Genomic DNA, 24,813 nt, shown 5'->3' with positions numbered 1-24,813 from the left:
AAGGTCGTGCAGTGTACAGGACTGGCCGACTCTACGCGCCGCAGCGGTTTATTCCTGTCGCCAGATGGTTCTATGATGGTCTTCAATTCGCGAGTGGGAGTCAGCGATGCCTTTGCCGTCCATGAAAGATCAGTTCGCTGCGCTGATTGCCGCGCCATCGGTCAGCTGCACCCAGCCCAGCCTTGATCAATCCAATCGTCCGGTCATCGACTTGCTGGCGACGTGGCTCGGTGATCTGGGTTTTTCCTGCGACATCCAGCAGGTCAGCCCCGGCAAGTTCAACTTGCTCGCCAGTTTCGGTTCCGGCCCCGGTGGCCTGGTTCTGGCCGGTCATAGCGATACGGTGCCGTTCGATGAGGCGCTGTGGCAGACCGATCCGCTGAAACTGACCGAAGTCGATGGCCGCTGGGTGGGCCTGGGCAGTTGCGACATGAAAGGCTTTTTCGCCCTGGCCATCGAAGCGGTGATTCCGTTGCTGGATCAGCCGTTCAAACAGCCGCTGCTGATCCTCGCCACCTGCGATGAAGAAAGCTCGATGTCCGGTGCTCGTGCTCTGGCAGAAGCCGGCCGACCGCTGGGGCGTGCGGCAGTGATTGGCGAACCGACCGGGCTGAAGCCGATCCGCATGCACAAAGGCATCATGATGGAGCGCATCGACATCCTCGGGCAGAGCGGCCATTCCTCGGACCCACGCCTGGGCCACAGCGCCCTCGAAGCCATGCACGATGCCATCGGCGAACTGCGTGGCCTGCGCCTGTTGTGGCAGCGCGAATTCCGCAATCCACAGTTTGGTGTGCCGACGCCGACCATGAACTTCGGCTGCATCCATGGCGGCGACAACCCCAACCGCATCTGCGGCCAATGTTCGCTGGAGTTCGACTTGCGGCCGTTGCCGGGCATGGACCCCAAGGCGCTGCGTGCCGAGATTCTGCAGAGGCTCAAGCCGGTTGCCGAACGCCATCAGGTGAAGATCAATTACGCGCCGCTGTTCCCCGAAGTGCCGCCGTTCGAGCAAGACGAGGACGCCGAACTGGTCCGGGTTGCTGAAAAGCTGACCGGGCATCTTGCCGAAGCAGTGGCGTTCGGCACCGAAGCGCCTTATCTTCAGCGTCTTGGCTGCGAAACACTGGTGCTGGGCCCGGGCGATATCGCCTGTGCGCACCAACCGGGGGAATACCTCGAAATGTCACGTTTGCAGCCTACCGTGCATCTATTACGACAATTGATTGAACATTACTGCCTGACACCGGCCAAACCGCCAATGCCAGTCGGTTAAGACGCAGAACCCTGTGGGAGCGGGCTTGCTCGCGATGAGGCCAGATCAGTCAACATTGATGTTGAATGTAAGACCGCTTTCGCGAGCAAGCCCGCTCCCACAGGTTCTGTGTATTGGCTGACTAAACGGTTTAAATCGTCAGTGTCCCAACCCGTATTCATGAGGAGAGCGCGCGTGTCGCCAAGCCTGTTCCGACGATAACCATCAGCCCGCTGTGCGTTTTCAGTTTCGCCCATTTTTTGGCTGCTATTTATTACAGGCCCAGGTTCATGCCCGAATACGTTAATTGGCTTCGTCACGCTTCGCCGTACATCAATGCCCACCGCGATTGCACCTTTGTCGTCATGCTGCCCGGCGACGGCGTTGAGCACCCGAATTTCGGCAATATCGTCCACGACCTGGTGCTGTTGCACAGCCTCGGCGTGCGGCTGGTGCTGGTTCACGGTTCCCGTCCGCAAATCGAAACCCGCCTCGCGGCGCGCGGCCTGACCCCGCATTACCACCACGGCATGCGCATCACCGATGCCGCGACCCTGGAGTGTGTGATCGATGCGGTCGGCCAACTGCGCATCGCCATCGAAGCGCGGTTGTCGATGGACATGGCCTCGTCGCCAATGCAGGGCTCGCGCCTGCGTGTTGCCGGCGGCAACCTGGTGACGGCACGGCCGATCGGCGTGCTGGAAGGCGTCGATTATCACCACACCGGCGAAGTGCGCCGGGTCGACCGCAAAGGCATCAATCGCCTGCTGGACGAGCGCTCCATCGTGCTGCTGTCGCCGTTGGGTTACTCGCCGACCGGTGAGATCTTCAACCTCGCCTGCGAAGACGTCGCCACGCGCGCGGCCATCGACTTGGGCGCGGACAAACTGCTGCTGTTCGGCGCGGACCTGGGCTTGATCGATGAAAACGGTCGACTGGTGCGTGAGCTGCGTCCGCAACAAGTGCCGGCGCATCTGCAGCGTCTGGGCAGCAACTATCAGGCGGAACTGCTGGATGCGGCGGCTGAAGCCTGCCGGGGCGGCGTGGCGCGCAGCCATATCGTCAGCTACGCCGAAGACGGCGCGCTGCTGACCGAACTGTTCACCCGTGACGGTGGCGGTACGCTGGTGGCCCAGGAACAATTCGAGATCGTGCGCGAAGCGGCCATTGAAGACGTCGGTGGTTTGCTGGACTTGATCAGCCCGCTGGAAGAGCAGGGCATTCTGGTGCGTCGTTCCCGCGAGGTATTGGAGCGTGAGATCGAGCAGTTCAGCGTGGTTGAGCGCGAAGGCATGATCATCGCCTGTGCGGCGCTGTATCAGATTGCCGATTCGGACGCTGGCGAGCTGGCCTGTCTGGCGGTGAATCCGGAGTATCGCCATGGCGGTCGCGGTGACGAGCTGCTGGAGCGCATCGAGACCCGCGCCAAGGCGCAGGGCCTGAAAACCTTGTTCGTGCTGACGACCCGGACCGCTCACTGGTTCCGCGAGCGTGGGTTCGTACCGAGCAGCGTTGAACGCCTGCCATCGGCGCGAGCGTCGCTGTACAACTATCAGCGTAATTCGAAGATCTTCGAAAAAGCTCTGTAAGCGGAGTGCTTCCTGCAGAAGCTGTGTAGGAGCTGTCGAGTGAAACGAGGCTGCGATCTTTTGATCTTGATCCTTAAAAAAGCAAGATCAAAAGATCGCAGCCTCGTTTCACTCGACAGCTCCTACAGGGGTTTTGAGTGTTACTGCTGTACGAATTTCGCGCTGACATACGGCGAATAATCCGGCAGCACTGTCTCTACCTTCCCTTGCTCCTTCAAGAACTTCGCCGTCTCGCCAATCGCCTTGGCCGTGCCGCCGTCCAGCAGCGCGGTGGTCTGTTGGGCCTTGGCATCCGGGAACGCGGAACCGGCCAGTAATTCGGGCACGTCAGCGGCATTGGCACCGGTCAATTTGGCGATTTTCTGCACCGGCACCGAGTCCGCCGTCCAGCTGTCTTTATGCGCAGCATAGTCAGCGAACGAGTCCAAAGTGACCTTGGCGAATTTCGCCACCACGTCTGGATGCTTCTCCGCGTAATCCTTACGCGCCACCCATACCTCGAACGTCGGAGCGCCCCACTGACCCACTTGTGCGGCGTCGGTCAAGGTCTTGCCCGTCTTGCGTATTTCCCCCAGTGCCGGCGACCAGACAAACGCGCCATCGATGTCGCCGCGCTTCCAGGCAGCAGCGATTTCCGCCGGTTGCAGGTTCACCACTTTGACTTTCGAGGCGTCCAGGCCCCAGTGCTTCAGCGCGCCGAGCAAGCTGTAGTGGGAGGTTGAAACGAAGGGGGTGGCGATCGTCTTGCCGATCAGATCTTCCGGTTTATTGATGCCGCTGCCGTTACGCACTACCAGCGCTTCGGCGGCGTTGATCTGGGCGGAAACAATGAACGCCACGATCGGCAGATTGCGCGAAGCGGCGGCTGCCAGCGGGCTTGAGCCGAGGTTGCCGATCTGCACGTCGCCGGAGGCAATGGCCGTCACCACTTCCGGGCCGCTGTTGAAACGACGCCAGTCGATTTTCTCGCCGATGGTCTTTTCGTAAACGCCGTCAGCCTGAGGGACTTTGCTCGGATCGATGCCGGTTTGATAACCGACCGTGAGGTTCGCCGCTTGCGCGCTGAGGGAAAATAAAACCGATACACAAACTGTAACAATTGGTCTGGATAGTGCGCGTTTGGTCGTCATGGCATCGCATTCCGGTGGGGTTTGTTTCCGAATTGCGTCAAAGCTAATCGATCTAAAAAAAGGCTAGCAAATACCTTTTAGGAATTAGCTTATGAGCCAGCCGCTCTGGCACGGGACGGCAAATGGACCTGAGCTAAATTCCTAAAAGGTATGAAAAAAGAACTGAACAATTCTTTTTGGGTTTATGACGAACTCATGACCCCGCAAGGACCAAAAAACCGGGGATTAGACCATGGTCGTAGACACACATAGTTACGATTGACTTGTGGGTCACGGTCTGGCGCTAATCGCGCATCTTAGGATCCGAGGCAATTGACCCCGGACCAGGAACACAAGAATTAGAAACGATAGGAGCGAAGCAATGTACAAGTCCACCTTGGCTTTGGCCGTGGCTGTTGGGGTTTTGGCGCAGCAGGCAGGCGCCGCGGGTTTCATCGAAGACAGCAAGGCTTCTGTTAGTTCTCGTACCTTTTACTACGACGCCGACAACCGCGAAGGTGCCAAGACTCCTGCTAACCGGCAGCGAGAGGCTGCCGAGGGCCTGAAGTTCGATTACAAGTCGGGCTTCACTCAAGGTGTCGTAGGTTTCGGTATCGACGCCCAGGCAATGGTCGGTATCCATCTGGACGGTGGCAAGGGCCATCACCCGGACAATAACTCCTTCAGCCCTAGCGACTCCGATGGTTCGGCAGAGAGCTCGTGGACCCGTGCGGCGGGCAACGTCAAGGCACGATTCTCGAAGACAGAGGCCCACTACGGTGGCGCTCTGCAACCAAACATGCCGATCCTGATTGCGAACGATAGCCGCGTGCTGCCACAGACCTTTGAAGGTGGCACCATCACCTCGAAGGAAATCGACAACTTCACCTTTAACGTAGGTCAGTTGGAACACGCGACAGGTCGTGCATCCTCCAACAGCACTGGCCTGGCCGTGGCGGGTGGCACTGAGGACAGTAACCAGTTCCGCTACGCCGGTGTTGACTGGGCGGTCACCAAAGAGCTGACGCTGCAGTACTACTACGCGAACCTGGAAAACTACTACAAGCAGAATTTCCTCGGCCTGGTGCACGTCTACCCGATCGCTCCGAACCAGTCGTTCAAGACCGATCTTCGTTACTTCGACAGCAGCTCCGACGGCAAGAACGGCGACGCCGGCTACCAGTTCAACAACAACAGCGGCTACGCCAAGGAAAGGGGCGTGGTCGATAACAAGACCTGGAGCGCCACATTCACCTATACCCTGGGTGGCAGCGCGTTTCTGCTCGGGCATCAGCGTGTCAGCGATGACGGCGGCTTCGTTTTCCTGAACCAGGGCAACGTGGTTGATGGCAGAGGGCGCAACGAAGGTGCTGGCGGCGCCAGCTTCTACTCGTTCACCGACGCCACGGTCGGCAGCTTTATCCGTGCCGGTGAAAATACCTCGTATGGCCAGTATTCCTATGACTTCGCTTCGTTGGGTGTGCCAGGCTTGAAAGCTTCGGCTGCTTACTTGTATGGTCAGGACATCAAGGCCACCAGCGGTGTGGGTAAGGACCTGAACGAGCGCGAAACCGACCTGCGTGTGGATTACGTGATTCAAACGGGTCCGCTTAAAGGGTTTGGCACGACGCTGCGTCACGGTATGTATCGCGGCAACACCAGCACCCTTGATCAGGATCAGACCCGTCTGATCTTCAACTACACTTACAGCTTCATGTAACAAGTCGTCAGAAAAAGCCTTGCCGGCAGGCGAGGCTTTTTTTTTGTCTCTATATATTCCAAAAACAACAGTATTGATTATTTTTTATTCTTTTTAGTTTTTTTTGCCAGCGCCTAAAGTAGGCCCCGTCCGGTACTCAGCACGGAGCCCGGCGTTAAGCAAAATAATCCCCCGTTAGAAGAACAGGTTAAGGAATCGGCTTTTTAGCCGATACCTCGGATCTGTGCTGCCCAGGCATATTCCGTATCGCTATGAAAAAGAATCCCACAATTCTTTTTGGCTTTATGACGATGTATCCTGCGCGGCCAAAACGACCGGGCTAGAGAGTTCGGCAAAAATTGCGCGTCTTAGGATCCAGGGCATTCGACCCAGGACCAGGAACACAAGAATTAGAAACGATAGGAGCGAAACAAATGAACAAGTCCACCTTGGCCCTGGCTGTGGCCGTAGGGGTTTTGGCGCAGCAGGCAAGCGCCGCCGGTTTCATCGAAGACAGCAAGGCCACTCTGGGTCTGCGTAACTTCTACATCAACACCGATAACCGTGATGGTCCGGGCGCGAACAAGAACGAAGAATGGGGCCAAGGCTTCGATCTGCGCTTCATCTCCGGTTACACCCAAGGCACTGTCGGCTTCGGTATCGATGCCATCGGCCTGCTGGGCGTGCGTCTGGATTCGGGCGGCGGCACCAATGGTGCAGCCAACGGCGCGGCTTATGGCGGCACTGTGTTCCCAAGCAAATCGAACGGCGAAGCGGTTGATAACTTCTCCAGCCTGGGCCTGACTGCAAAAGCCAAGATCTCCCAGACTGAATTGAAGCTGGGTACTCTGCAGCCAAAAAACCCGGTCATCGTCACCAACGACGGTCGTCTGTTGCCACAAACATGGCAGGGTGGCCAGATCACTTCCGGCGAGATCAAGGACCTGACTCTGGTCGGTGGTCAGATCGAACACGTGAAAGGTCGTAACTCCAGCAACAACGAGCAACTGTCGATCGGTGGTGCAAACCCTCGTATCGCCAACAGCAACAAGTTCATCTACGCCGGTGGTGACTACAAAATCACCAAAGACCTGACTGCCCAGTACTACTACGGCAACCTGGAAGACTTCTACAAGCAGCACTTCCTGGGTCTGGTTCACAACTGGGCTATCGGCCCGGGCGTTCTCAAATCTGACCTGCGTTATTTCAACAGCTCGGATGACGGTGCCAACTCCAACACCGCTGCTTACTTCAGCAACGGTAACTACAGTGGCGTGCCAAGCGGTAAAGGCCAGGTCGACAACAATCTGTACAGCGGCCTGTTCCTGTACACCGTTGCCGGTCACACCTTCGGCGGCGGTTATCAGGTCAGCAATGGCAGCAGCGACTTCCCTTGGCTGAACCAGGGCGACGGTTCGTCGAACTACACCATCACCGACATGCAAATCCAGAAGTTCGGCCGTGCCGGCGAACGCACCTGGCAAGCACGCTACTCGTTTGACTTCGCCAAAGTCGGCGTTCCAGGCCTGACCGCAGGCATGGTTTACCTGCGTGGTGATGACATCGATACCGTTGGCACCCGTGGCGCACAAGTGGCTAACAACGCTTCCGAGTGGGAACGCGACCTGACTGTCGGTTACGTCGTACCGGAAGGCCCGTTGAAGAACGTTGGCTTCATGTGGAAGAACGCTACCTGGCGCACCAACATCCCGGGCGTTCGCTCCCAGGACGAAAACCGCCTGATCCTCAGCTACTCGATCCCGCTGTTGTAATAGCGCTCGCGTAACCGAGGTAAAAAAAGCCCCGCCCGGCATCTCGCCGGGCGGGGCTTTTGCGTTTTCAAGGCGGAGTCACCCCCGTAATCCCGCCTTGAACATTTCCCTCTTTGCAGCAACTCAAGGCCTTCTCGAACCTTGTCGGCGATGTTCGTCGTGATGGGCTCGCAGGTCCAGTGAACAGATATTTAATATTCACTTATGATCTAAACAAATCGATATTTATTCTTTTTAATCTATAAGGAACGCAGGCACAGTTGAGCTCAACAAGCACTCATCAGGAGCAGCACCATGAGCCTCAGACTGGGCGATATCGCCCCCGACTTCGAACAGGATTCCAGCGCCGGCACCATCCGTTTCCACGAATGGCTGGGCGATAGCTGGGGCGTGCTGTTTTCCCATCCGGCAGACTTCACGCCGGTGTGCACCACCGAACTGGGCTTCACCGCAAAGCTCAAGGATGAATTCGCCAATCGCGGTGTGAAAGCCATCGCCCTGTCCGTCGACCCGGTGGACTCGCACCACAAGTGGATCGAAGACATCAATGAAACCCAGAACGCGGTCGTCAATTTCCCGATCCTGGCGGATGCCGATCGCAAGGTCTCGGACCTCTACGACCTGATTCACCCGAACGCCAATGACACCCTGACCGTGCGCTCGCTATTCGTGATCGACCCGAACAAAAAGGTTCGGCTGACCATCACTTACCCGGCGAGTACCGGTCGTAATTTTCACGAGATCCTGCGGGTGATCGACTCGCTGCAACTCACCGACAACTACAAGGTGGCCACCCCGGCCAACTGGCAGGACGGCGATGAAGTGGTGATCGTGCCGTCGCTCAAGGACGAAGACGAAATCAAGAAACGCTTTCCCAAGGGTTATCGCGCGGTGAAGCCGTACCTGCGCCTGACGCCTCAGCCCAACCGTTGAGTGAAAACTGTTCCCTGTAGGAGCGAGGCTTGCCCGCGAAGAGGCCATCACATCCAACAATGATAGTGGCTGTGGCGTTGCCTTCGCGGGCAAGCCTCGCTCCTACAGGAGAGCGATGCAAATTCCATAAAGCAGGGGATTTCAGGCCGTTTCTACGGCCTTTTTTTTGTCTGGAAAAAGGCTTTTCGTATAGATCTACAAAGAATAACCAAATGAATAAATATGATTTATGGATATAACAATCACCTGTTAAGGTCACTTCCATCAAAGCGAGATCGCAAACCGCGAATCGCCAACACCGTTCAAGGAATCATCTGAATGCTGGTCGTCTCACTCGGTGGAAGTCCCAGCCAACGCTCCCGTTCCGGGGTGCTGCTGGAGCGCTCCCAACGCTGGTTGCAAGCGCAAGGTGTGGAAGTGGTGAGTTACCAGGTGCGGGACTTCCCGGCCGAAGACTTGCTGCACGCACGCTTCGACAGCCCGAAGGTGATTGACCTGCTGCAACAGATTGAAAACGCCGACGGCCTGCTGATCGCCACCCCGGTCTACAAGGCGTCGTTCTCCGGTGCGCTGAAAACCGTGCTGGACCTGCTGCCCGAGCGCGCGTTGGACCACAAGGTGGTTCTGCCCATGGCTACTGGCGGCAGCATCGCGCACATGCTGGCGGTGGATTACGCGCTCAAGCCGGTGCTGTCGGCGCTGAAAGCCCAAGAGATGTTGCATGGGATTTTCGCGGTAGACAGCCAGATCGCTTACGGCGAAGGCAGTGCCCAGGCGCAGTTGGCGCCGGAGCTGGAACAACGACTGAATGAATCGCTGGAGCTGTTTTTCAGCGCCATGGCTCGACGGCCCAAGCCGCTCGATCCAAACCTGTTGAATGAACGTTTGTTGAGTGCTCGCTGGAGCATTTAAGCCTCACCCGAATTAGCTTTACTCCACCTTACTCAGCCGCCAACGGCCAAGCAGGTGCAGCCAAAACCCAACTGCAAAAAGGAGAGCGCCATGCGCACTGTCATTTTGCGTCGTGGTCTGGTCGCTCTGTTTGCAGCGGCTGTCACCTTCGGCGCCATTACTCAAGCTCAAGCCGAGACTCTGCGAATCGGTTATCAGAAATACGGCACCCTGGTGTTGCTCAAAGCCAAAGGCACCCTCGAGAAACGCCTCGCCGCTCAAGGCGTGGATGTGCAATGGACTGAATTCCCCGGCGGCCCGCAGCTGCTCGAAGGCCTGAACGTCGGCTCCATCGACTTCGGTGTCACTGGCGAAACCCCGCCGGTATTCGCTCAAGCCGCCGGCGCCGATTTGCTCTACGTCGCCTACGAACCGCCAGCGCCGCACAGCGAAGCGATCCTGGTGCCGAAGGACTCGCCGATCAAATCGGTGCAGGACCTCAAGGGCAAAAAAGTCGTCCTGAACAAAGGCTCCAACGTTCACTACTTGCTGGTGCGCGCACTGGAAGACGCCGGCCTCAAATACACCGACATTCAGACCGTCTTCCTGCCGCCGGCCGATGCCCGCGCCGCGTTCGAACGTGGCAGCGTCGATGCCTGGGTCATCTGGGACCCGTACCAGGCTGCCGCCGAACAGCAACTGCAAGCGCGCACTCTGCGCGACGGGCAGGGCATCGTCGACAACCACCAGTTCTACCTCGCGACCAAGCCTTACGCACAGAAAAATCCTGAGGTGATCAAGACCCTCGTGGAAGAAGTGCGCGCCGTCGGCGAGTGGTCCAAAGCCAATCCTGAAGACGTGACCAAACAGGTTTCGCCACTGCTCGGCCTGCCAGCGGACATCACCCTGACGTCGGTGAAACGCCAAGGCTACGGCGCGCTGTTTCTAACGCCTGAAGTGGTCGCCGCCCAACAGAAAATCGCCGACAGCTTCTACCAGCTCAAGCTGATCCCGAAACAGCTGAGCATCAAAGACGTGATCTGGACGCCACCGGCAGCCGTTGCCAAAGCGCAGTAATTCGATTCCCCAAGGAGACCACTCCATGAGCCTCAACATTTTCTGGTTCCTGCCTACCCACGGCGACGGCCATTACCTTGGCACCGCCGAAGGCGCCCGCGCCGTCGACCACGGTTACCTGCAACAAATCGCCCAGGCGGCGGATCGCCTGGGCTTCGGCGGGGTGTTGATTCCCACCGGTCGTTCCTGCGAAGACTCGTGGTTGGTCGCTGCATCGCTGATCCCGGTGACCCAGCGTTTGAAATTCCTTGTCGCGCTGCGCCCCGGGATCATTTCCCCGACGGTGGCCGCGCGTCAGGCCGCGACCCTGGATCGACTGTCCGGCGGCCGTGCGCTGTTCAACCTGGTGACCGGCGGTGATCCGGAAGAATTGGCCGGCGACGGTTTGTTCCTGACCCACGAAGAACGCTATCAAGCCTCGGTGGAATTCACCCGCATCTGGCGCCGCGTGCTGGAAGGCGAAACCGTTGATTACGACGGTCAACACATCAGCGTGAAGGGTGCCAAGTTGCTCTATCCGCCGATCCAGCAACCGCGTCCGCCGCTGTACTTCGGTGGCTCGTCGGAAGCGGCGCAAGACCTCGCGGCAGAGCAGGTCGAAATGGTCCTGACCTGGGGCGAACCGCCGGCCGCCGTTGCCGAGAAGATTGAACAAGTGCGTGCCAAAGCCGCGAAGCTCGGTCGTACCGTGCGCTTCGGCATTCGCTTGCATGTGATCGTGCGCGAAACCAATGACGAAGCCTGGCAAGCAGCGGATCGGCTGATCTCCCATCTCGACGACGAAACCATCGCCCGCGCCCAGGCGTCTCTGGCGCGCTTCGATTCGGTCGGCCAGCAACGCATGGCCGCGCTGCATGGCGGCAGCCGCGACAACCTGGAAGTCAGCCCCAATCTGTGGGCCGGTGTCGGCCTGGTGCGTGGCGGTGCCGGTACGGCGCTGGTGGGCGATGGTCCGACCGTGGCTGCTCGCGTGAAGGAATACGCAGACCTGGGCATCGATACTTTCATCTTCTCCGGTTATCCACACTTGGAAGAGTCGTACCGGGTTGCGGAATTGCTGTTCCCGCACCTCGACATCGAACGTCCGCAGCTGCCCCAAGGCGCCAATTACGTCAGTCCGTTTGGCGAGATGGTCGCCAACGATATTCTTCCCAAAGCTGCGTCCCAGAGCTGAGGCGCGCCATGAAGAGAATTATCCACACCCTCGCGCCCTGGGCGTTGCCGGTGTTGCTGCTGGCGGTGTGGCAGTTGTCGGTGTCGGCGGGCTGGTTGTCGACACGGATTCTGCCGGCGCCCATCGCCGTCATCGAGGCCGGCGTGAGCCTGGTGCGCAGCGGTGAAATCTGGACGCACCTGGCGATCAGCGGCTGGCGTGCCGCGTTGGGCTTCACCATCGGCGGCAGCATCGGCCTGGCGTTGGGCTTCATCACCGGGCTGTCGAAATGGGGCGAACGCCTGCTCGACAGTTCGGTGCAGATGATCCGTAACGTGCCGCACCTGGCGCTGATTCCACTGGTGATCCTGTGGTTCGGCATCGACGAGTCGGCGAAGATTTTCCTGGTGGCGCTGGGCACGTTGTTCCCGATCTACCTGAACACCTATCACGGCATCCGCAATGTCGACCCGGCGTTGGTGGAAATGTCGCGCAGTTATGGCTTGTCCGGTTTCAGCCTGTTTCGTCAGGTGATCCTGCCGGGTGCGTTGCCTTCGATTCTGGTCGGCGTGCGTTTCGCACTGGGCTTCATGTGGCTGACGCTGATCGTCGCGGAAACCATTTCCGCCAGCTCCGGCATTGGCTATCTGGCGATGAATGCCCGGGAATTCTTGCAGACTGACGTGGTGGTGCTGGCGATCCTGATGTACGCGGTGCTCGGCAAACTCGCCGACCTCGCGGCCCGTGGACTTGAACGGGTGTGGCTGCGCTGGCATCCGGCGTATCAGGTTGCCAAAGGAGGTGCCGCATGACCGCTCAACAACCTCCACGCCTGCTGCGCGGAATTCCGCTGGTGGTGCGCAAGCTGCAAAAGACCTTTGGTTCGCGGCAAGTTTTGCGTGAGATCGATCTGCACATTCCGGCGGGTCAGTTTGTTGCCGTGGTCGGTCGCAGTGGCTGTGGCAAAAGTACCTTGCTGCGCTTGCTCGCCGGTCTCGACAAACCCACCGGCGGTGAATTGCTCGCCGGCTCCGCGCCGCTGAGCGATGCTCGGGAAGACACCCGGTTGATGTTCCAGGAAGCGCGTTTGCTGCCATGGAAAAAGGTCATCGACAACGTCGGTCTCGGGCTCAAGGGCAACTGGCGGCCTCAAGCGCTGGAAGCCTTGGAATCGGTGGGCCTGGCGGATCGCGCCAACGAATGGCCGGCGGCCCTGTCCGGTGGCCAGAAGCAACGCGTAGCCCTGGCCCGCGCGCTGATCCATCAACCGCGCTTGCTGTTGCTCGACGAACCGCTGGGCGCGCTGGATGCCCTGACCCGAATTGAAATGCAGCAACTGATCGAACGGCTCTGGCAGAAGCACGGTTTCACCGTGTTGCTGGTGACCCACGACGTCAGTGAAGCGGTAGCGATTGCCGATCGGGTGATCCTGATCGAAGAGGGCGAAGTCGGCCTCGACTTGCACGTTGAGTTGCCACGCCCTCGGGTCCGTGGCTCCCATCGGCTGGCGGCGCTGGAAACCGAAGTACTCAATCGCGTACTCGCACTGCCCGGCCAACCGCCGGAGCCGGAACCTGTTTCACCCTTGCCTACGCAGTTGCGTTGGGCGCAATAACTCAAGCCTTATCCAACGACAGGAATCAACATCATGACTATCAAAGCCATCAACGTTCGTAACCAGTTCAAAGGCTCGATCAAGGAAATCGTATTGGGCGACGTGCTGTCGGAAATCGACGTTCAGACCGCTTCCGGCATCGTCACTTCGGTGATCACCACGCGTTCAGTGAAAGAGCTGGAACTGGTGGTCGGCAGCGAAGTGATTGCGTTTGTGAAATCCACCGAGGTGTCGATCGCCAAGTTGTAGTCAGTGACATCGGCGGTGCGGCCTTCGCGAGCAAGCCCGCTCCCACATTTAATCCTCAGTGAACACAGAAAGTGCGCACAAACGGGTCGAATGTGGGAGCGGGCTTGCTCGCGAAGAGGCCCGCACAGCCAATAAAGAAATCAGGCTGGAATGACGCGCTTGGGCAAATACGGCGGCAAGTACAGCCCCAGATACGCATCAAACACCCGCATGCCTTCCTCCGCCATGCGCGGCGTGATCTGCCCATGCTGCTGCACCGAACGCGCGTACACCCGATCCCCCAGCTCCATCGCCAGCGCAAAGACATCGACATCGCCCGGCAACTTCGGCAGCTCGAAGTGATGATCGAACAGCTTGTGCATCAGGTCACCAAGCTCGATGTCGTGCTGGCGGTCGGCCTGGGTGACTTCGGTCAGCCCGTGCTGGGCGAGGATCAGTTGACGGGCAGCGGCATCTTCGTCGTAGATGTCGAGCATGCGCTGCTCGACGATTCGCGACAGGTCGCGCCAGCCGCTGAGGGCGTTGTGGTCGATGGGTGCTTGCAGGCAGGCGCGGAACGCGGCGTGGACGTCGGCCGTCAGGGCTTCGAGCAGCGCAGGGACGCTGGCGAAGAAATGGTAGACGGAGGAGGGCGGGATCTCCGCGCGCTCGGCGACGCTGTAGATCGACAGACTGGCCACGCCTTCGGCAGCCAGCAGCGTGCGGGCGGCATCGAGTATCGAATCGATCCGGGCCTGGCTGCGGGCGCGGGGTTTGCGAACGGTGGCGGTGCGCGTCATTGGAGTCCTCCTGCGGGGCAGGGGGCATTGTACGAGCAGGGTTGTGTGTTGTCTTCTCGGCCGCCTTCGCGAGCAAGCCCGCTCCCACATTTGATTGGTGTCGAACACAAATTTTATGTTCACAGAAAATCCAGTGGAGCGGGCTTGCTCGCGAAGCAGTCGCCTCGGTCCAACTGAATGAACCCATAAAAAAACGCCGCAAGCTGTAAGGCTTGCGGCGTTTCTTTTTACTGCAACCGCTTAAACGGTATGCAGGTACCAGTTGTACTCAAGGTCGGAGATGGAGTGTTCAAACTCCTCCAGCTCGCTTTCCTTACAAGCCACGAAGATATCGATGTATTTCGGATCGATGTACTTGGCCATGACTTCGCTGTCGTCCAGCTCACGCAATGCATCGCGCAGATTGTTCGGCAGGCTTTGCTCGTTCTGCTCGTAGGAGTTGCCTTCCACGGGAGCGCCCGGCTCGATCTTGTTAGTCAGGCCGTGATGCACGCCTGCCAGAACCGAAGCCATCAGCAGATACGGGTTGGCGTCGGCGCCGGCCACACGGTGTTCGATGCGCACGGCATCGGCGGCACCGGTTGGAACGCGGATCGCCACGGTACGGTTGTCCAGGCCCCAGCACGGCGAGTTCGGCACGTAGAACTGTGCGCCGAAACGACGGTAGGAGTTGACGTTCGGGCAGAGGAAAGCCATCTGCGCCGGTAGGGTCTCGAGCACACCGCCGATCGCGTGACGCAGTGCGGCGTTCTGCTCGGGATCCTCGCTGGCAAAAATGTTTTTGCCTTCTTTATCAAGAATCGAAATGTGCACGTGCAGACCATTACCCGCCTGGCCTGGGTAAGGCTTGGCCATGAAGGTGGTGTCCATCTCATGGTCGTAGGCGATGTTCTTGATCAGGCGCTTGAGCAGGACCGCGTAGTCGCAGGCCTTGATCGGGTCGGCCACGTGGTGCAGGTTCACTTCGAACTGCGCCGGGGCACTTTCCTTGACGATTGCATCGGCAGGAATGCCTTGCTCCTTCGCACCTTCCAGAATGTCCTGGAGGCAGTCGACGTATTCGTCGAGGTCGTCGATCAGGTACACCTGAGTCGAATGCGGGCGTTTGCCGGACACCGGCGAGCGTGGCGGTTGCGGACGACCGTTCACGTTCTCCTGGTCGATCAGGTAGAACTCCAGTTCGAACGCGGCACAGATGGTCAGGCCCATCTCGTCGAACTTGCGAACCACATTGGCCAGCACTTCTCGCGGGTCGGCAAAGAACGGCTGGCCTTCGAGTTCGTGCATGGTCATCAGCAGTTGCGCAGTAGGGCGCTTCTGCCAGGGTTCATTGCACAGGGTGTCAGGGATTGGATAGCAGATTCGGTCAGCATCGCCGATGTCCAGGCCCAGGCCGGTGCTTTCCACCGTCGAGCCATTGATATCCAGAGCAAATAGAGAGGCCGGCAGGTTGATGCCTTTCTCGTAAACCTTGTGGAGACTGGTGCGTTCAATGCGCTTGCCGCGCACCACACCATTCATATCCGCAATCAGAAGGTCAACGTACAGAACCTCAGGATGTTCCTTAAGGAACGCGTTCGCTTCGTTAAGCTGAACGGCACGCGGGGGTACCGACATGATGCAACACCTTTGTTGTTAAAAATATCAATCATTGATCTCTTCGGGTTTCAGTCAACCCGAACGGCATGCCGAAGTCAAGCGAGGCCTTTTTTGCCCTAAAAAAGCGCTCGTAGGGCTTTTTTGAGGCAGTTTGGGGCGTTTTTATGCCTTTGAGCGCTTTAGCGCCCGCGGGCTTGAGCGGGCCGTGTTGTATTTTTTACGGGGGTGTTGTGTAAAAAAATGAACAAGGCTAAGCTCGATTCAAACCCATAACAGCAATAATACCGGGGTGCTTCATGTCTCGCCTGCCGTTAATCGGCGTCGCCATCTGCTCAAGGCAGATCGGTCTGCATGCTTATCCCATCAGTGGCGATCGTTGCGTTCACGCCAAGGCAAGCGTTGCCAACGGCGTGGCGTCGACTCTTCCTTCCCCGGTGAATCTGCTGTCCCCGTCCGATATTCTGGACGGTCTGCACGACATTCTCTTTACTGGCTCTCTTTCCAATATAGAACCGTTTCACCTTGGCAGCCCGACCAACGCGTCGGCTTCTGCTCATGATTCTGCACGTTCCACTACGCTCTCGCTGACCCGCGCCATTACCCGAGTGGGTAGTTGCGCGCGGCCATTGCAGTGGCAATCTGTATCACGCGACGCCCATGCGTCAAACAACGCCTGACTTACAAGAGTCAGGAAACTCAGCCTAAGAGGCATTTATGAGTAACAACCTCGACCAGCTCACCGATTGGTTGAAAGACCACAAGATCACAGAAGTCGAATGCATGATCGCCGACTTGACCGGGATCACCCGGGGCAAGATTTCGCCGACCAACAAGTTCATTGCCGAAAAAGGCATGCGCCTGCCCGAGAGCGTTCTGTTGCAGACCGTGACCGGCGACTATGTCGAAGACGACATCTATTACGAACTGCTCGACCCGGCCGACATCGACATGATCTGCCGCCCTGACCAGAACGCCGTTTACCTGGTGCCCTGGTCGATCGAGCCGACTGCCCAGGTGATCCACGACACCTACGACAAGCAGGGCAACCCGATCGAGCTGTCGCCACGCAACGTGCTCAAGAAGGTTCTGAAACTCTATGCCGACAAAGGCTGGCAGCCCATTGTGGCGCCGGAAATGGAGTTCTACCTGACCAAGCGCAGTGACGACCCGGACTACCCGTTGCAACCGCCGATTGGCCGTTCCGGGCGCCCGGAAATCGGTCGTCAGTCGTTCTCCATTGAAGCGGCGAACGAATTCGATCCGCTGTTCGAGGACGTCTACGACTGGTGCGAATTGCAGGAACTGGACCTCGACACGTTGATCCATGAGGACGGCACAGCGCAGATGGAAATCAACTTCCGTCACGGTGATGCCCTGTCCCTGGCCGACCAGATCCTGATCTTCAAACGCACCATGCGTGAAGCCGCACTCAAGCACGACGTGGCCGCCACTTTCATGGCCAAGCCTATGACCGGCGAGCCGGGCAGTGCGATGCACTTGCACCAGAGCATCATCGACATCGAAACCGGCAAGAACGTCTTCTCCAATGAAGACGGGACCATGAGCCAACTGTTCCTGCACCACATCGGTGGCCTGCAGAAGCTGATTCCCGAGTTGTTGCCGCTGTTCGCGCCCAACGTCAACTCGTTCCGCCGCTTCCTGCCGGACACCTCGGCGCCGGTGAACGTGGAATGGGGCGAAGAGAACCGCACCGTGGGCCTGCGGGTTCCGGATGCCGGGCCGCAAAACCGTCGGGTGGAAAACCGCCTGCCGGGCGCAGACGCCAACCCGTACCTGGCGATCGCCGCGAGCCTGCTCTGCGGTTACATCGGCATGGTCGAAGGCTTGAACCCGAGTGCGCCGGTGGTGGGGCGCGGCTATGAGCGCCGCAACCTGCGCCTGCCACTGACCATCGAAGACGCGCTGGAACGCATGGAAAACAGCGCGACCATCGAGAAATACCTGGGCAAGAAATTCATCACTGGCTACGTCGCGGTCAAGCGGGCCGAGCATGAAAACTTCAAGCGCGTGATCAGTTCGTGGGAGCGGGAATTCCTGCTCTTCGCCGTCTGATGCGCCGGGCGCTGCCGTTGTCGGGCGGCGTCCTCACCTGATTTTTTTAGGAGATTTGTATGACCAGCAACAATCCGCAAACCCGTGAATGGCAAACCCTGAGCAACGATCACCACCTGGCCCCGTTCAGCGACTTCAAGCAGCTGAAAGAGAAAGGCCCGCGGATCATCACCAGCGCCAAGGGCGTTTACCTCTGGGACAGCGAAGGCAACAAGATCCTCGACGGCATGGCCGGCCTGTGGTGCGTGGCGATCGGCTACGGTCGCGATGAACTGGCCGATGCCGCCAGCAAACAAATGCGCGAACTGCCTTACTACAACCTGTTCTTCCAGACCGCTCACCCGCCGGTACTCGAACTGGCCAAGGCCATCGCCGACATCGCACCGGAAGGCATGAACCACGTGTTCTTCACCGGTTCCGGTTCCGAAGGCAACGACACCATGCTGCGGATGGTCCGCCACTATTGGGCGATCAAGGGCCAACCGAAGAAGAAAGTCATCATCAGCCGCAAGAACGGCTATCACGGTTCCACCGTGGCCGGCGCGAGCCTGGGTGGCATGACCTACATGCACGAACAAGGCGACTTGCCGATCCCGGGCATCGTCCACATTGCCCAGCCGTACTGGTTCAGCGAAGGCGGCGACATGACACCGGAAGAGTTCGGCGTGTGGGCAGCGAATCAGCTGGAAGAGAAGATTCTGGAAATCGGCGTGGACAACGTCGGTGCCTTTATTGCCGAGCCGATCCAGGGCGCCGGCGGCGTGATCATTCCGCCAGACACCTACTGGCCGCGCATCAAGGAAATCCTCGCCAAGTACGACATCCTGTTCGTGGCGGACGAAGTGATCTGCGGTTTCGGCCGCACCGGTGAGTGGTTCGGTACCGATTTCTACGGCCTCAAGCCCGACATGATGACCATCGCCAAAGGCCTGACTTCCGGCTACATCCCGATGGGTGGCCTGATCGTGCGTGACGAAGTCGTCGCCGTGCTCAACGAAGGTGGCGATTTCAACCACGGTTTCACTTATTCGGGTCACCCGGTGGCCGCTGCGGTGGCGCTGGAAAACATCCGCATCCTGCGCGAAGAGAAAATTATCGAGCGCGTTCATGCCGAAACGGCACCGTATTTGCAGAAACGCTTACGGGAACTGAACGATCACCCGTTGGTGGGGGAAGTGCGTGGGGTCGGTCTGCTGGGGGCGATCGAACTGGTTCAGGACAAGGCCACTCGCAAGCGTTACGAAGGCAAGGGCGTCGGCATGATCTGCCGCACGTTCTGCTTCGACAACGGCCTGATCATGCGTGCCGTGGGGGACACCATGATCATTGCTCCGCCGCTGGTGATTACCAAGGCTGAAATCGATGAACTGGTGACCAAGGCACGCAAGTGCCTGGACCTGACCCTGAGTGCGTTGCAGGGCTAAGTGCTAGGCTCTGGGCGGGAGTCATGAAACTTTCGCTCAGAGCAGTTCTAAAGGGTGGCCTTTCCTTGAAAGACCGCCTCGGATCTTGCCAGACTAGCCGCGGTTCCAGTTGTCCGTGTTCGGCCGCTGAACAAAGTGGTTCAAAAAAGAAAAATTTGGAGCATTACGCATGAAGGCATTAGGAAAAAAGCTTGCTGGCAAGACACTTCTCGCCATGTCCCTGATGGGCATAATGGCGGGTGCGGTACAGGCGGACGACAAGGTGTTGCACGTCTATAACTGGTCCGACTACATCGCTCCGGACACCATCAAGAAGTTCGAAACCGAGTCCGGTATCAAAGTCGTCTACGACGTATTCGACAGTAACGAAACCCTGGAAGCCAAGTTGCTGGCAGGCAAGTCCGGCTACGACATCGTCGTGCCGTCGAACAACTTCCTGGCCAAGCAGATCAAGGCCGGCGTTTACCAGAAGCTGGACAAGTCCAAGCTGCCTAACTGGAAAAACCTGAACACTGACCTGCTTAAAGCAGTATCGGTGAGCGACCCGGGCAACGAACACGCTTTCCCTTACATGTGGGGTTCGATCGGTATCGGCTTCAACGCCGAGAAGGTCAAGGCTGCACTGGGTGCCGACGCGCCAACCAATTCCTGGGACCTGCTGTTCAAACCTGAAAACGCCGCCAAGTTGAAGTCGTGCGGTATCAGTTTCCTCGATTCGCCAACCGAGATGATTCCGGTGGCGTTGCACTACCTGGGCTATCCAACCGACAGCCAGGACAAAAAACAACTGGCCGAAGCCGAAGCACTGTTCCTGAAGATTCGTCCTTCGGTGGGCTACTTCCACTCGTCCAAGTACATCTCCGACCTGGCCAACGGCAACATCTGCGTAGCCGTGGGTTACTCGGGTGACATCTACCAGGCCAAGTCCCGCGCGGCTGAAGCCGGTGACAAGGTGAAAGTCAGCTACAACATTCCGAAAGAAGGTGCCGGCAGCTTCTACGACATGGTCGCCATCCCTAAAGATGCCGAAAACGTCGAAGGCGCCTACAAGTTCATGACCTTCCTGCAGAAGCCGGAAATCATGGCTGAAATCACCAACGCCGTACGCTTCCCGAACGGAAACCAGGCAGCCACCGCATTGGTTGATAAAGAAATCACCGCCGACCCGGGCATCTACCCGCCGGCAGACGTGCTGGCCAAGCTGTACGCGATTGCCGACTTGCCGGCCGCGACCCAGCGGATCATGACCCGCAGCTGGACCAAGATCAAATCGGGTAAATAAGCCGGTTTGAGGCAATAACCTGTTGCCGTTGCCTGCGCGGTGACGGCAACAGGTGTAATTAAATGACAGAAAGTTTTGCTGGAACGGTTTTTCGAGGGTAAGTTGCGCGCCGGTTTTGTTGCTGGGCAGCCATGCCTGTCATGTAACGCGGGGCAACTTGGGCCCAACTAATTTTAGAGGACCTCCACTTGCCTATTTTTTCTTTGTTGCGCAATGCCATGCTGGTCGGCGCCGGGCTGACACTCGCTGTCAGTGTCCAGGCCGCCGGCACTGTGCATATTTATAACTGGTCGGACTACATCGGTGCGACCACCCTGGCCGACTTCCAGAAAGAGACCGGCATCAAACCGGTTTACGACGTCTTCGACTCCAACGAAACCCTGGAAGGCAAGTTGCTGGCCGGGCGTACCGGTTACGACGTGGTCGTGCCGTCCAACCACTTCCTCGGCAAGCAGATCAAGGCCGGCGCTTTTCAGAAGCTCGACAAGAAGTTGCTGACCAACTATTCCAACCTCGATCCGGTATTGCTCAAGCGTCTTGAGCAAAACGATCCGGGTAATCAATACGCCGTGCCGTACCTGTGGGGCACCAACGGCATCGGTTACAACGTCGACAAGATCAAGGAAGTGCTGGGTGTCGACAAGATCGATTCCTGGAGCGCGGTGTTCGAACCGGAGAACATCAAGAAACTGCACGCTTGCGGCGTTGCATTCCTCGATTCCGCCGATGAAATGATGCCCACTGTCCTCAACTACATGGGCCTCAACGCCAACAGCACAGATCCCAAGGACTACGAAAAGGCCACGGCCAAGTTGCTCGCGGTGCGTCCGTACGTCACGTACTTCCATTCGTCCAAGTACATCGCGGACCTCGCCAATGGCGACATCTGCATCGCCATCGGTTTCTCCGGTGACATGTTCCAGGCCAAGGCCCGTGCGGAAGAAGCCGGCAAGGGCATGAACATCGCCTACTCGATTCCCAAAGAGGGCGGCGCGCTCTGGTTCGACATGTTGGCGATCCCCAAGGATGCGGCCAACGTCAAAGAGGCCCACGCCTTCATCAACTATCTGTTGAAACCCGAGGTGATCGCACAGGTCAGTGATTCTGTTGGCTATGCGAACCCCAACCCTGGCTCGGACAAGTTGATGGAGCAGTCCATCCGCACCGACGAGTCGGTTTATCCACCGCAAGCGGTACTCGACAAGACCTACGTATCCGTCGAATTACCACCAAACATTCAACGTTTGATGACCCGCAGCTGGACCAAGGTCAAGTCGGGTAAATAGCTTCAAGGCTCAAACTATCCAAGGTTGGCTCACCTTGAGCGAACTGCACTCTTTTTTCTGGGAGTTTCGTAAATGGCAGTTGCCTCCGGCGCCTATAAGAAAGCCCTCGAGGGCGACCAGACACCTAAACAGGTGCTGGTCAAAATCGACCGGGTCACGAAGAAGTTCGACGAGACGATTGCCGTGGACGATGTGTCCCTGGAAATCAAGAAAGGCGAGATTTTCGCCCTGCTCGGCGGTTCGGGATCGGGCAAATCCACGTTGCTGCGCATGCTCGCAGGCTTCGAACGGCCCACGGAGGGGCGCATTTTCCTCGATGGCGTAGACATCACTGACATGCCGCCCTACGAGCGGCCGATCAACATGATGTTCCAGTCCTACGCGTTGTTCCCGCACATGACCGTGGCGCAGAACATCGCCTTCGGCCTCAAGCAGGACAAGCTGCCCGCCGCTGAAGTCGATGCCCGCGTGGCGGACATGCTCAAGCTCGTTCAGATGAGCCAGTACGCCAAGCGCAAGCCGCATCAGTTGTCCGGTGGCCAGCGTCAGCGTGTGGCCCTGGCGCGGTCTTTGGCCAAGCGGCCGAAGCTGTTGCTGCTCGACGAGCCGATGGGTGCGTTGGACAAGAAGCTGCGTTCGCAAATGCAGCTGGAGCTGGTCGAGATCATCGAGCGCGTCGGCGTAACCTGCGTCATGGTGACCCACGACCAGGAAGAGGCCATGACCATGGCCGAGCGCATTGCGATCATGCACCTGGGCTGGATCGCCCAGATCGGCAGCCCGATCGACATCTACGAAACCCCGACCAGCCGCCTGGTCTGCGAATTCATAGGCAACGTCAACATCTTCGACGGTGAAGTGATCGACGACGCCGAAGGCCACGCGACCATCACCTGCAAGGACCTGGACCGTCAGATCTATGTGGGCCACGGCATCAGTACGTCGGTGCAGGACAAGTCCGTGACCTATGCGATCCGTCCGGAAAAACTGCTGGTGACGCCGACCATGCCGACCTGCGAATACAACTGGTCCAGCGGCAAGGTGCACGACATCGCCTACCTGGGCGGCCACTCGGTGTTCTACGTCGAGCTGCCGAGCGGCAAGATCGTCCAGTCGTTCGTCGCCAACGCCGAGCGTCGTGGCCAACGCCCAACCTGGGGTGATCAGGTTTACGTGTGGTGGGAAGACGACAGCGGCGTGGTACTTCGCTCATGAACATGCGCAAATTCAAACGCCGCCTCAATCGAATAATTCCCGGTGGCCGCCAACTGGTCATCGGGGTTCCGTTCATCTGGCTGTTCCTGTTCTTCATGTTGCCGTTCTTCATCGTCCTGAAGATCAGCTTCGCCGAAGCCGATGTGGCCATTCCGCCGTACACCGAGATCTACAGCTTCATCGACCAGAAGCTCCAGGTGCTGTTGAACCTGGGCAACTACGCGATGCTGGCCGGCGACGAGTTGTACATCGCCGCCTACCTTGGCTCGCTGAAGATGGCGCTGATCAGCACCATCCTCTGTCTGCTGATCGGCTATCCGATGGCCTACGCCATTGCCAGTGCCCGTAAAGAGCTGCAAACGGTGCTGGTGCTGCTGATCATGATGCCGACCTGGACCGCGATCCTGATCCGCGTGTATGCGTGGATGGGCATCCTCAGCAACAACGGTCTGCTCAATGGCTTCCTGATGACCATGGGCTGGATCGATGAACCGCTGCAGATCCTCAACACCAACCTCGCCGTCTACATTGGTGTCGTTTACTCCTATCTGCCGTTCATGATCCTGCCGCTGTACGCCAACCTGGTGAAACACGACAACAGCCTGCTGGAAGCCGCGTCCGACCTCGGTTCGAGCACCTTCAACAGCTTCTGGAAGATCACCATCCCGCTGTCCAAGAACGGCATCGTCGCCGGCTGCATGCTGGTGTTCATCCCGGTGGTTGGCGAGTTCGTGATCCCGGAACTGCTCGGCGGTCCGGAAACCCTGATGATCGGTAAAGTGCTCTGGCAAGAGTTCTTCAACAACCGTGACTGGCCGGTGGCGTCTGCCCTGGCGGTGGTGATGCTGGCGATCCTGATTGTGCCGATCATCCTGTTCAACCGTAGTCAGGCCAAGGAAATGGAGGGTAAAGAATGAAGCGCTTCCGTTTCTCGAGTTTCATGCTGATCGCGGGCTTGCTGTTCATCTACGCGCCGATGCTGATCCTGGTGATCTACTCGTTCAACGCCTCGAAACTGGTGACGGTGTGGGGCGGCTGGTCGATCAAGTGGTACGTCGGCCTGATGGACAACACGCAACTGATGGGCTCGGTGGTGCGCTCGCTGGAAATCGCCTGCTACACGGCGGTGGCGGCGGTGGCACTGGGTACGTTGGCGGCATTCGTCCTGACACGCATCACCCACTTCAAGGGTCGCACGCTGTTCGGTGGCCTGGTCACCGCGCCGCTGGTGATGCCCGAAGTGATCACCGGTCTGTCGCTGTTGCTGCTGTTCGTGGCGATGGCGCAGATGATCGGCTGGCCGCAGGAACGCGGCATCGTCACCATCTGGATCGCTCACACCACGTTCTGTGCGGCGTATGTGGCGGTGGTGGTGTCGGCGCGCTTGCGTGAGCTGGACTTGTCCATCGAAGAGGCGGCCATGGACCTCGGTGCGCGGCCGTGGAAGGTGTTCTTCCTGATCACCATCCCGATGATCGCGCCATCGTTGGGCGCGGGCGGCATGATGTCGTTCGCCTTGTCGCTGGATGACCTGGTGTTGGCGAGCTTCGTGTCGGGCCCGGGTTCCACGACCCTGCCGATGGAAGTGTTCTCGGCGGTGCGTCTGGGGGTTAAACCCGAGATCAACGCCGTGGCCAGCCTGATTCTGCTGGCGGTATCGCTGATGACCTTCCTGGTCTGGTTCTTCAGCCGCCGTGCCGAAGAAGCGCGCAAGCGTGCGATCCAGCAGGCGATCGAAGAAAGCGCTGCCGATTCCTGGAAACAACCGGACGTGCGTCGCGCCCAGGCGCCGGAAGCGGCTTAAAAGTTGTCC

General features: G+C 58.6%; 22 protein-coding genes. 19 read left to right on the top strand and 3 right to left on the bottom strand.

What is annotated here, in order from left to right:
* Positions 1-106: 106 nt before the first annotated feature.
* Together argE and argA are read left to right on the top strand one after the other, a co-directional pair.
* Positions 107-1,276 (top strand): acetylornithine deacetylase, encoded by a 1,170-nt coding sequence (argE, locus tag ACA049_RS29305; RefSeq protein WP_497331739.1) that lies wholly within the window; start codon positions 107-109, stop codon positions 1,274-1,276.
* 269 nt (positions 1,277-1,545) lie between these two features.
* Complete coding sequence (argA, locus tag ACA049_RS29300; protein ID WP_497331737.1) at positions 1,546-2,844, top strand: amino-acid N-acetyltransferase; 1,299 nt, start codon at positions 1,546-1,548, stop codon at positions 2,842-2,844.
* 140 nt (positions 2,845-2,984) lie between these two features.
* Here the strand turns inward: argA and tauA are convergent, their stop codons facing one another.
* Positions 2,985-3,974 carry a taurine ABC transporter substrate-binding protein gene (tauA, locus tag ACA049_RS29295; RefSeq protein WP_497331735.1) on the bottom strand — a complete coding sequence of 330 codons (990 nt, stop codon included), beginning with the start codon at positions 3,972-3,974 and terminating at the stop codon, positions 2,985-2,987.
* 361 nt (positions 3,975-4,335) lie between these two features.
* On the opposite strand from tauA, the gene ACA049_RS29290 reads away from it, so the two are divergent.
* The 9 genes from ACA049_RS29290 to ACA049_RS29250 all read left to right on the top strand — a co-directional run bounded on the left by ACA049_RS29290 (position 4,336) and on the right by ACA049_RS29250 (position 13,342).
* Positions 4,336-5,673, top strand: coding sequence for an OprD family outer membrane porin (locus tag ACA049_RS29290; protein WP_497331733.1), 1,338 nt, complete (start codon positions 4,336-4,338; stop codon positions 5,671-5,673).
* 413 nt (positions 5,674-6,086) lie between these two features.
* A complete protein-coding gene (locus ACA049_RS29285; RefSeq protein WP_497331731.1) occupies positions 6,087-7,424 on the top strand; it encodes an OprD family porin in 1,338 nt (445 codons plus the stop codon).
* 294 nt (positions 7,425-7,718) lie between these two features.
* Positions 7,719-8,357, top strand: a complete 639-nt coding sequence (locus ACA049_RS29280; RefSeq protein ID WP_403107612.1) for a peroxiredoxin — start codon at positions 7,719-7,721, stop codon at positions 8,355-8,357.
* 318 nt (positions 8,358-8,675) lie between these two features.
* Positions 8,676-9,269, top strand: a complete 594-nt coding sequence (gene ssuE / locus ACA049_RS29275) for an NADPH-dependent FMN reductase (protein ID WP_497331729.1) — start codon at positions 8,676-8,678, stop codon at positions 9,267-9,269.
* A 90-nt stretch (positions 9,270-9,359) separates the two neighbouring features.
* Positions 9,360-10,325 (top strand): sulfonate ABC transporter substrate-binding protein, encoded by a 966-nt coding sequence (locus ACA049_RS29270; protein WP_497306242.1) that lies wholly within the window; start codon positions 9,360-9,362, stop codon positions 10,323-10,325.
* 25 nt (positions 10,326-10,350) lie between these two features.
* Positions 10,351-11,499, top strand: coding sequence for an FMNH2-dependent alkanesulfonate monooxygenase (gene ssuD / locus ACA049_RS29265; RefSeq protein WP_497331727.1), 1,149 nt, complete (start codon positions 10,351-10,353; stop codon positions 11,497-11,499).
* 8 nt (positions 11,500-11,507) lie between these two features.
* The gene (gene ssuC / locus ACA049_RS29260) at positions 11,508-12,290 is read left to right on the top strand and encodes an aliphatic sulfonate ABC transporter permease SsuC (RefSeq protein WP_497331725.1); all 783 of its coding nucleotides are present in this window, start codon (positions 11,508-11,510) and stop codon (positions 12,288-12,290) included.
* Positions 12,287-13,093, top strand: a complete 807-nt coding sequence (gene ssuB, locus ACA049_RS29255; protein ID WP_109635717.1) for an aliphatic sulfonates ABC transporter ATP-binding protein — start codon at positions 12,287-12,289, stop codon at positions 13,091-13,093. Before ssuC ends, ssuB begins: the two co-directional genes overlap by 4 nt.
* A 33-nt stretch (positions 13,094-13,126) precedes the next feature.
* Positions 13,127-13,342 (top strand): TOBE domain-containing protein, encoded by a 216-nt coding sequence (locus ACA049_RS29250; RefSeq protein WP_003229256.1) that lies wholly within the window; start codon positions 13,127-13,129, stop codon positions 13,340-13,342.
* A gap of 140 nt (positions 13,343-13,482) precedes the next feature.
* Here ACA049_RS29250 and ACA049_RS29245 read toward each other — a convergent pair whose 3' ends face one another.
* Together ACA049_RS29245 and ACA049_RS29240 are read right to left on the bottom strand one after the other, a co-directional pair.
* Positions 13,483-14,121 carry a TetR/AcrR family transcriptional regulator gene (locus ACA049_RS29245; RefSeq protein WP_497331723.1) on the bottom strand — a complete coding sequence of 213 codons (639 nt, stop codon included), beginning with the start codon at positions 14,119-14,121 and terminating at the stop codon, positions 13,483-13,485.
* Between the two features lie 240 nt (positions 14,122-14,361).
* Complete coding sequence (locus ACA049_RS29240; RefSeq protein WP_109635714.1) at positions 14,362-15,738, bottom strand: glutamine synthetase family protein; 1,377 nt, start codon at positions 15,736-15,738, stop codon at positions 14,362-14,364.
* A 278-nt stretch (positions 15,739-16,016) separates the two neighbouring features.
* On the opposite strand from ACA049_RS29240, the gene ACA049_RS29235 reads away from it, so the two are divergent.
* From ACA049_RS29235 to ACA049_RS29200, 8 genes are all read left to right on the top strand, one after another.
* Positions 16,017-16,397, top strand: coding sequence for a gamma-glutamyl-gamma-aminobutyrate hydrolase family protein (locus ACA049_RS29235; RefSeq protein WP_497331721.1), 381 nt, complete (start codon positions 16,017-16,019; stop codon positions 16,395-16,397).
* Between the two features lie 37 nt (positions 16,398-16,434).
* The gene (locus tag ACA049_RS29230; protein ID WP_017341357.1) at positions 16,435-17,793 is read left to right on the top strand and encodes a glutamine synthetase family protein; all 1,359 of its coding nucleotides are present in this window, start codon (positions 16,435-16,437) and stop codon (positions 17,791-17,793) included.
* Between the two features lie 59 nt (positions 17,794-17,852).
* Entirely contained in the window at positions 17,853-19,217 is a 1,365-nt protein-coding gene (locus ACA049_RS29225; RefSeq protein ID WP_497331719.1) for an aspartate aminotransferase family protein, read from the top strand.
* 169 nt (positions 19,218-19,386) lie between these two features.
* Positions 19,387-20,499: a polyamine ABC transporter substrate-binding protein gene (locus tag ACA049_RS29220; RefSeq protein WP_497331717.1), complete on the top strand. Its 1,113-nt coding sequence runs from the start codon at positions 19,387-19,389 to the stop codon at positions 20,497-20,499.
* 188 nt (positions 20,500-20,687) lie between these two features.
* On the top strand, positions 20,688-21,785 hold the full coding sequence (locus ACA049_RS29215; protein ID WP_497331715.1) for a polyamine ABC transporter substrate-binding protein: 1,098 nt from the start codon (positions 20,688-20,690) through the stop codon (positions 21,783-21,785).
* A gap of 72 nt (positions 21,786-21,857) precedes the next feature.
* On the top strand, positions 21,858-23,000 hold the full coding sequence (locus tag ACA049_RS29210; protein ID WP_497331713.1) for an ABC transporter ATP-binding protein: 1,143 nt from the start codon (positions 21,858-21,860) through the stop codon (positions 22,998-23,000).
* Positions 23,001-23,035: 35 nt separating this feature from the next.
* A complete protein-coding gene (locus ACA049_RS29205; RefSeq protein WP_497337006.1) occupies positions 23,036-23,917 on the top strand; it encodes an ABC transporter permease subunit in 882 nt (293 codons plus the stop codon).
* Positions 23,914-24,804, top strand: coding sequence for an ABC transporter permease subunit (locus ACA049_RS29200; protein WP_403107591.1), 891 nt, complete (start codon positions 23,914-23,916; stop codon positions 24,802-24,804). The genes ACA049_RS29205 and ACA049_RS29200 overlap by 4 nt, the downstream gene beginning before the upstream one ends.
* Positions 24,805-24,813: the final 9 nt, after the last annotated feature.

The sequence above is a fragment of the Pseudomonas sp. LBUM1662 genome (assembly GCF_059695915.1).
Note: the sequence above shows the minus strand (reverse complement) of the source record. Positions and strands in the feature narration are given on the sequence as shown.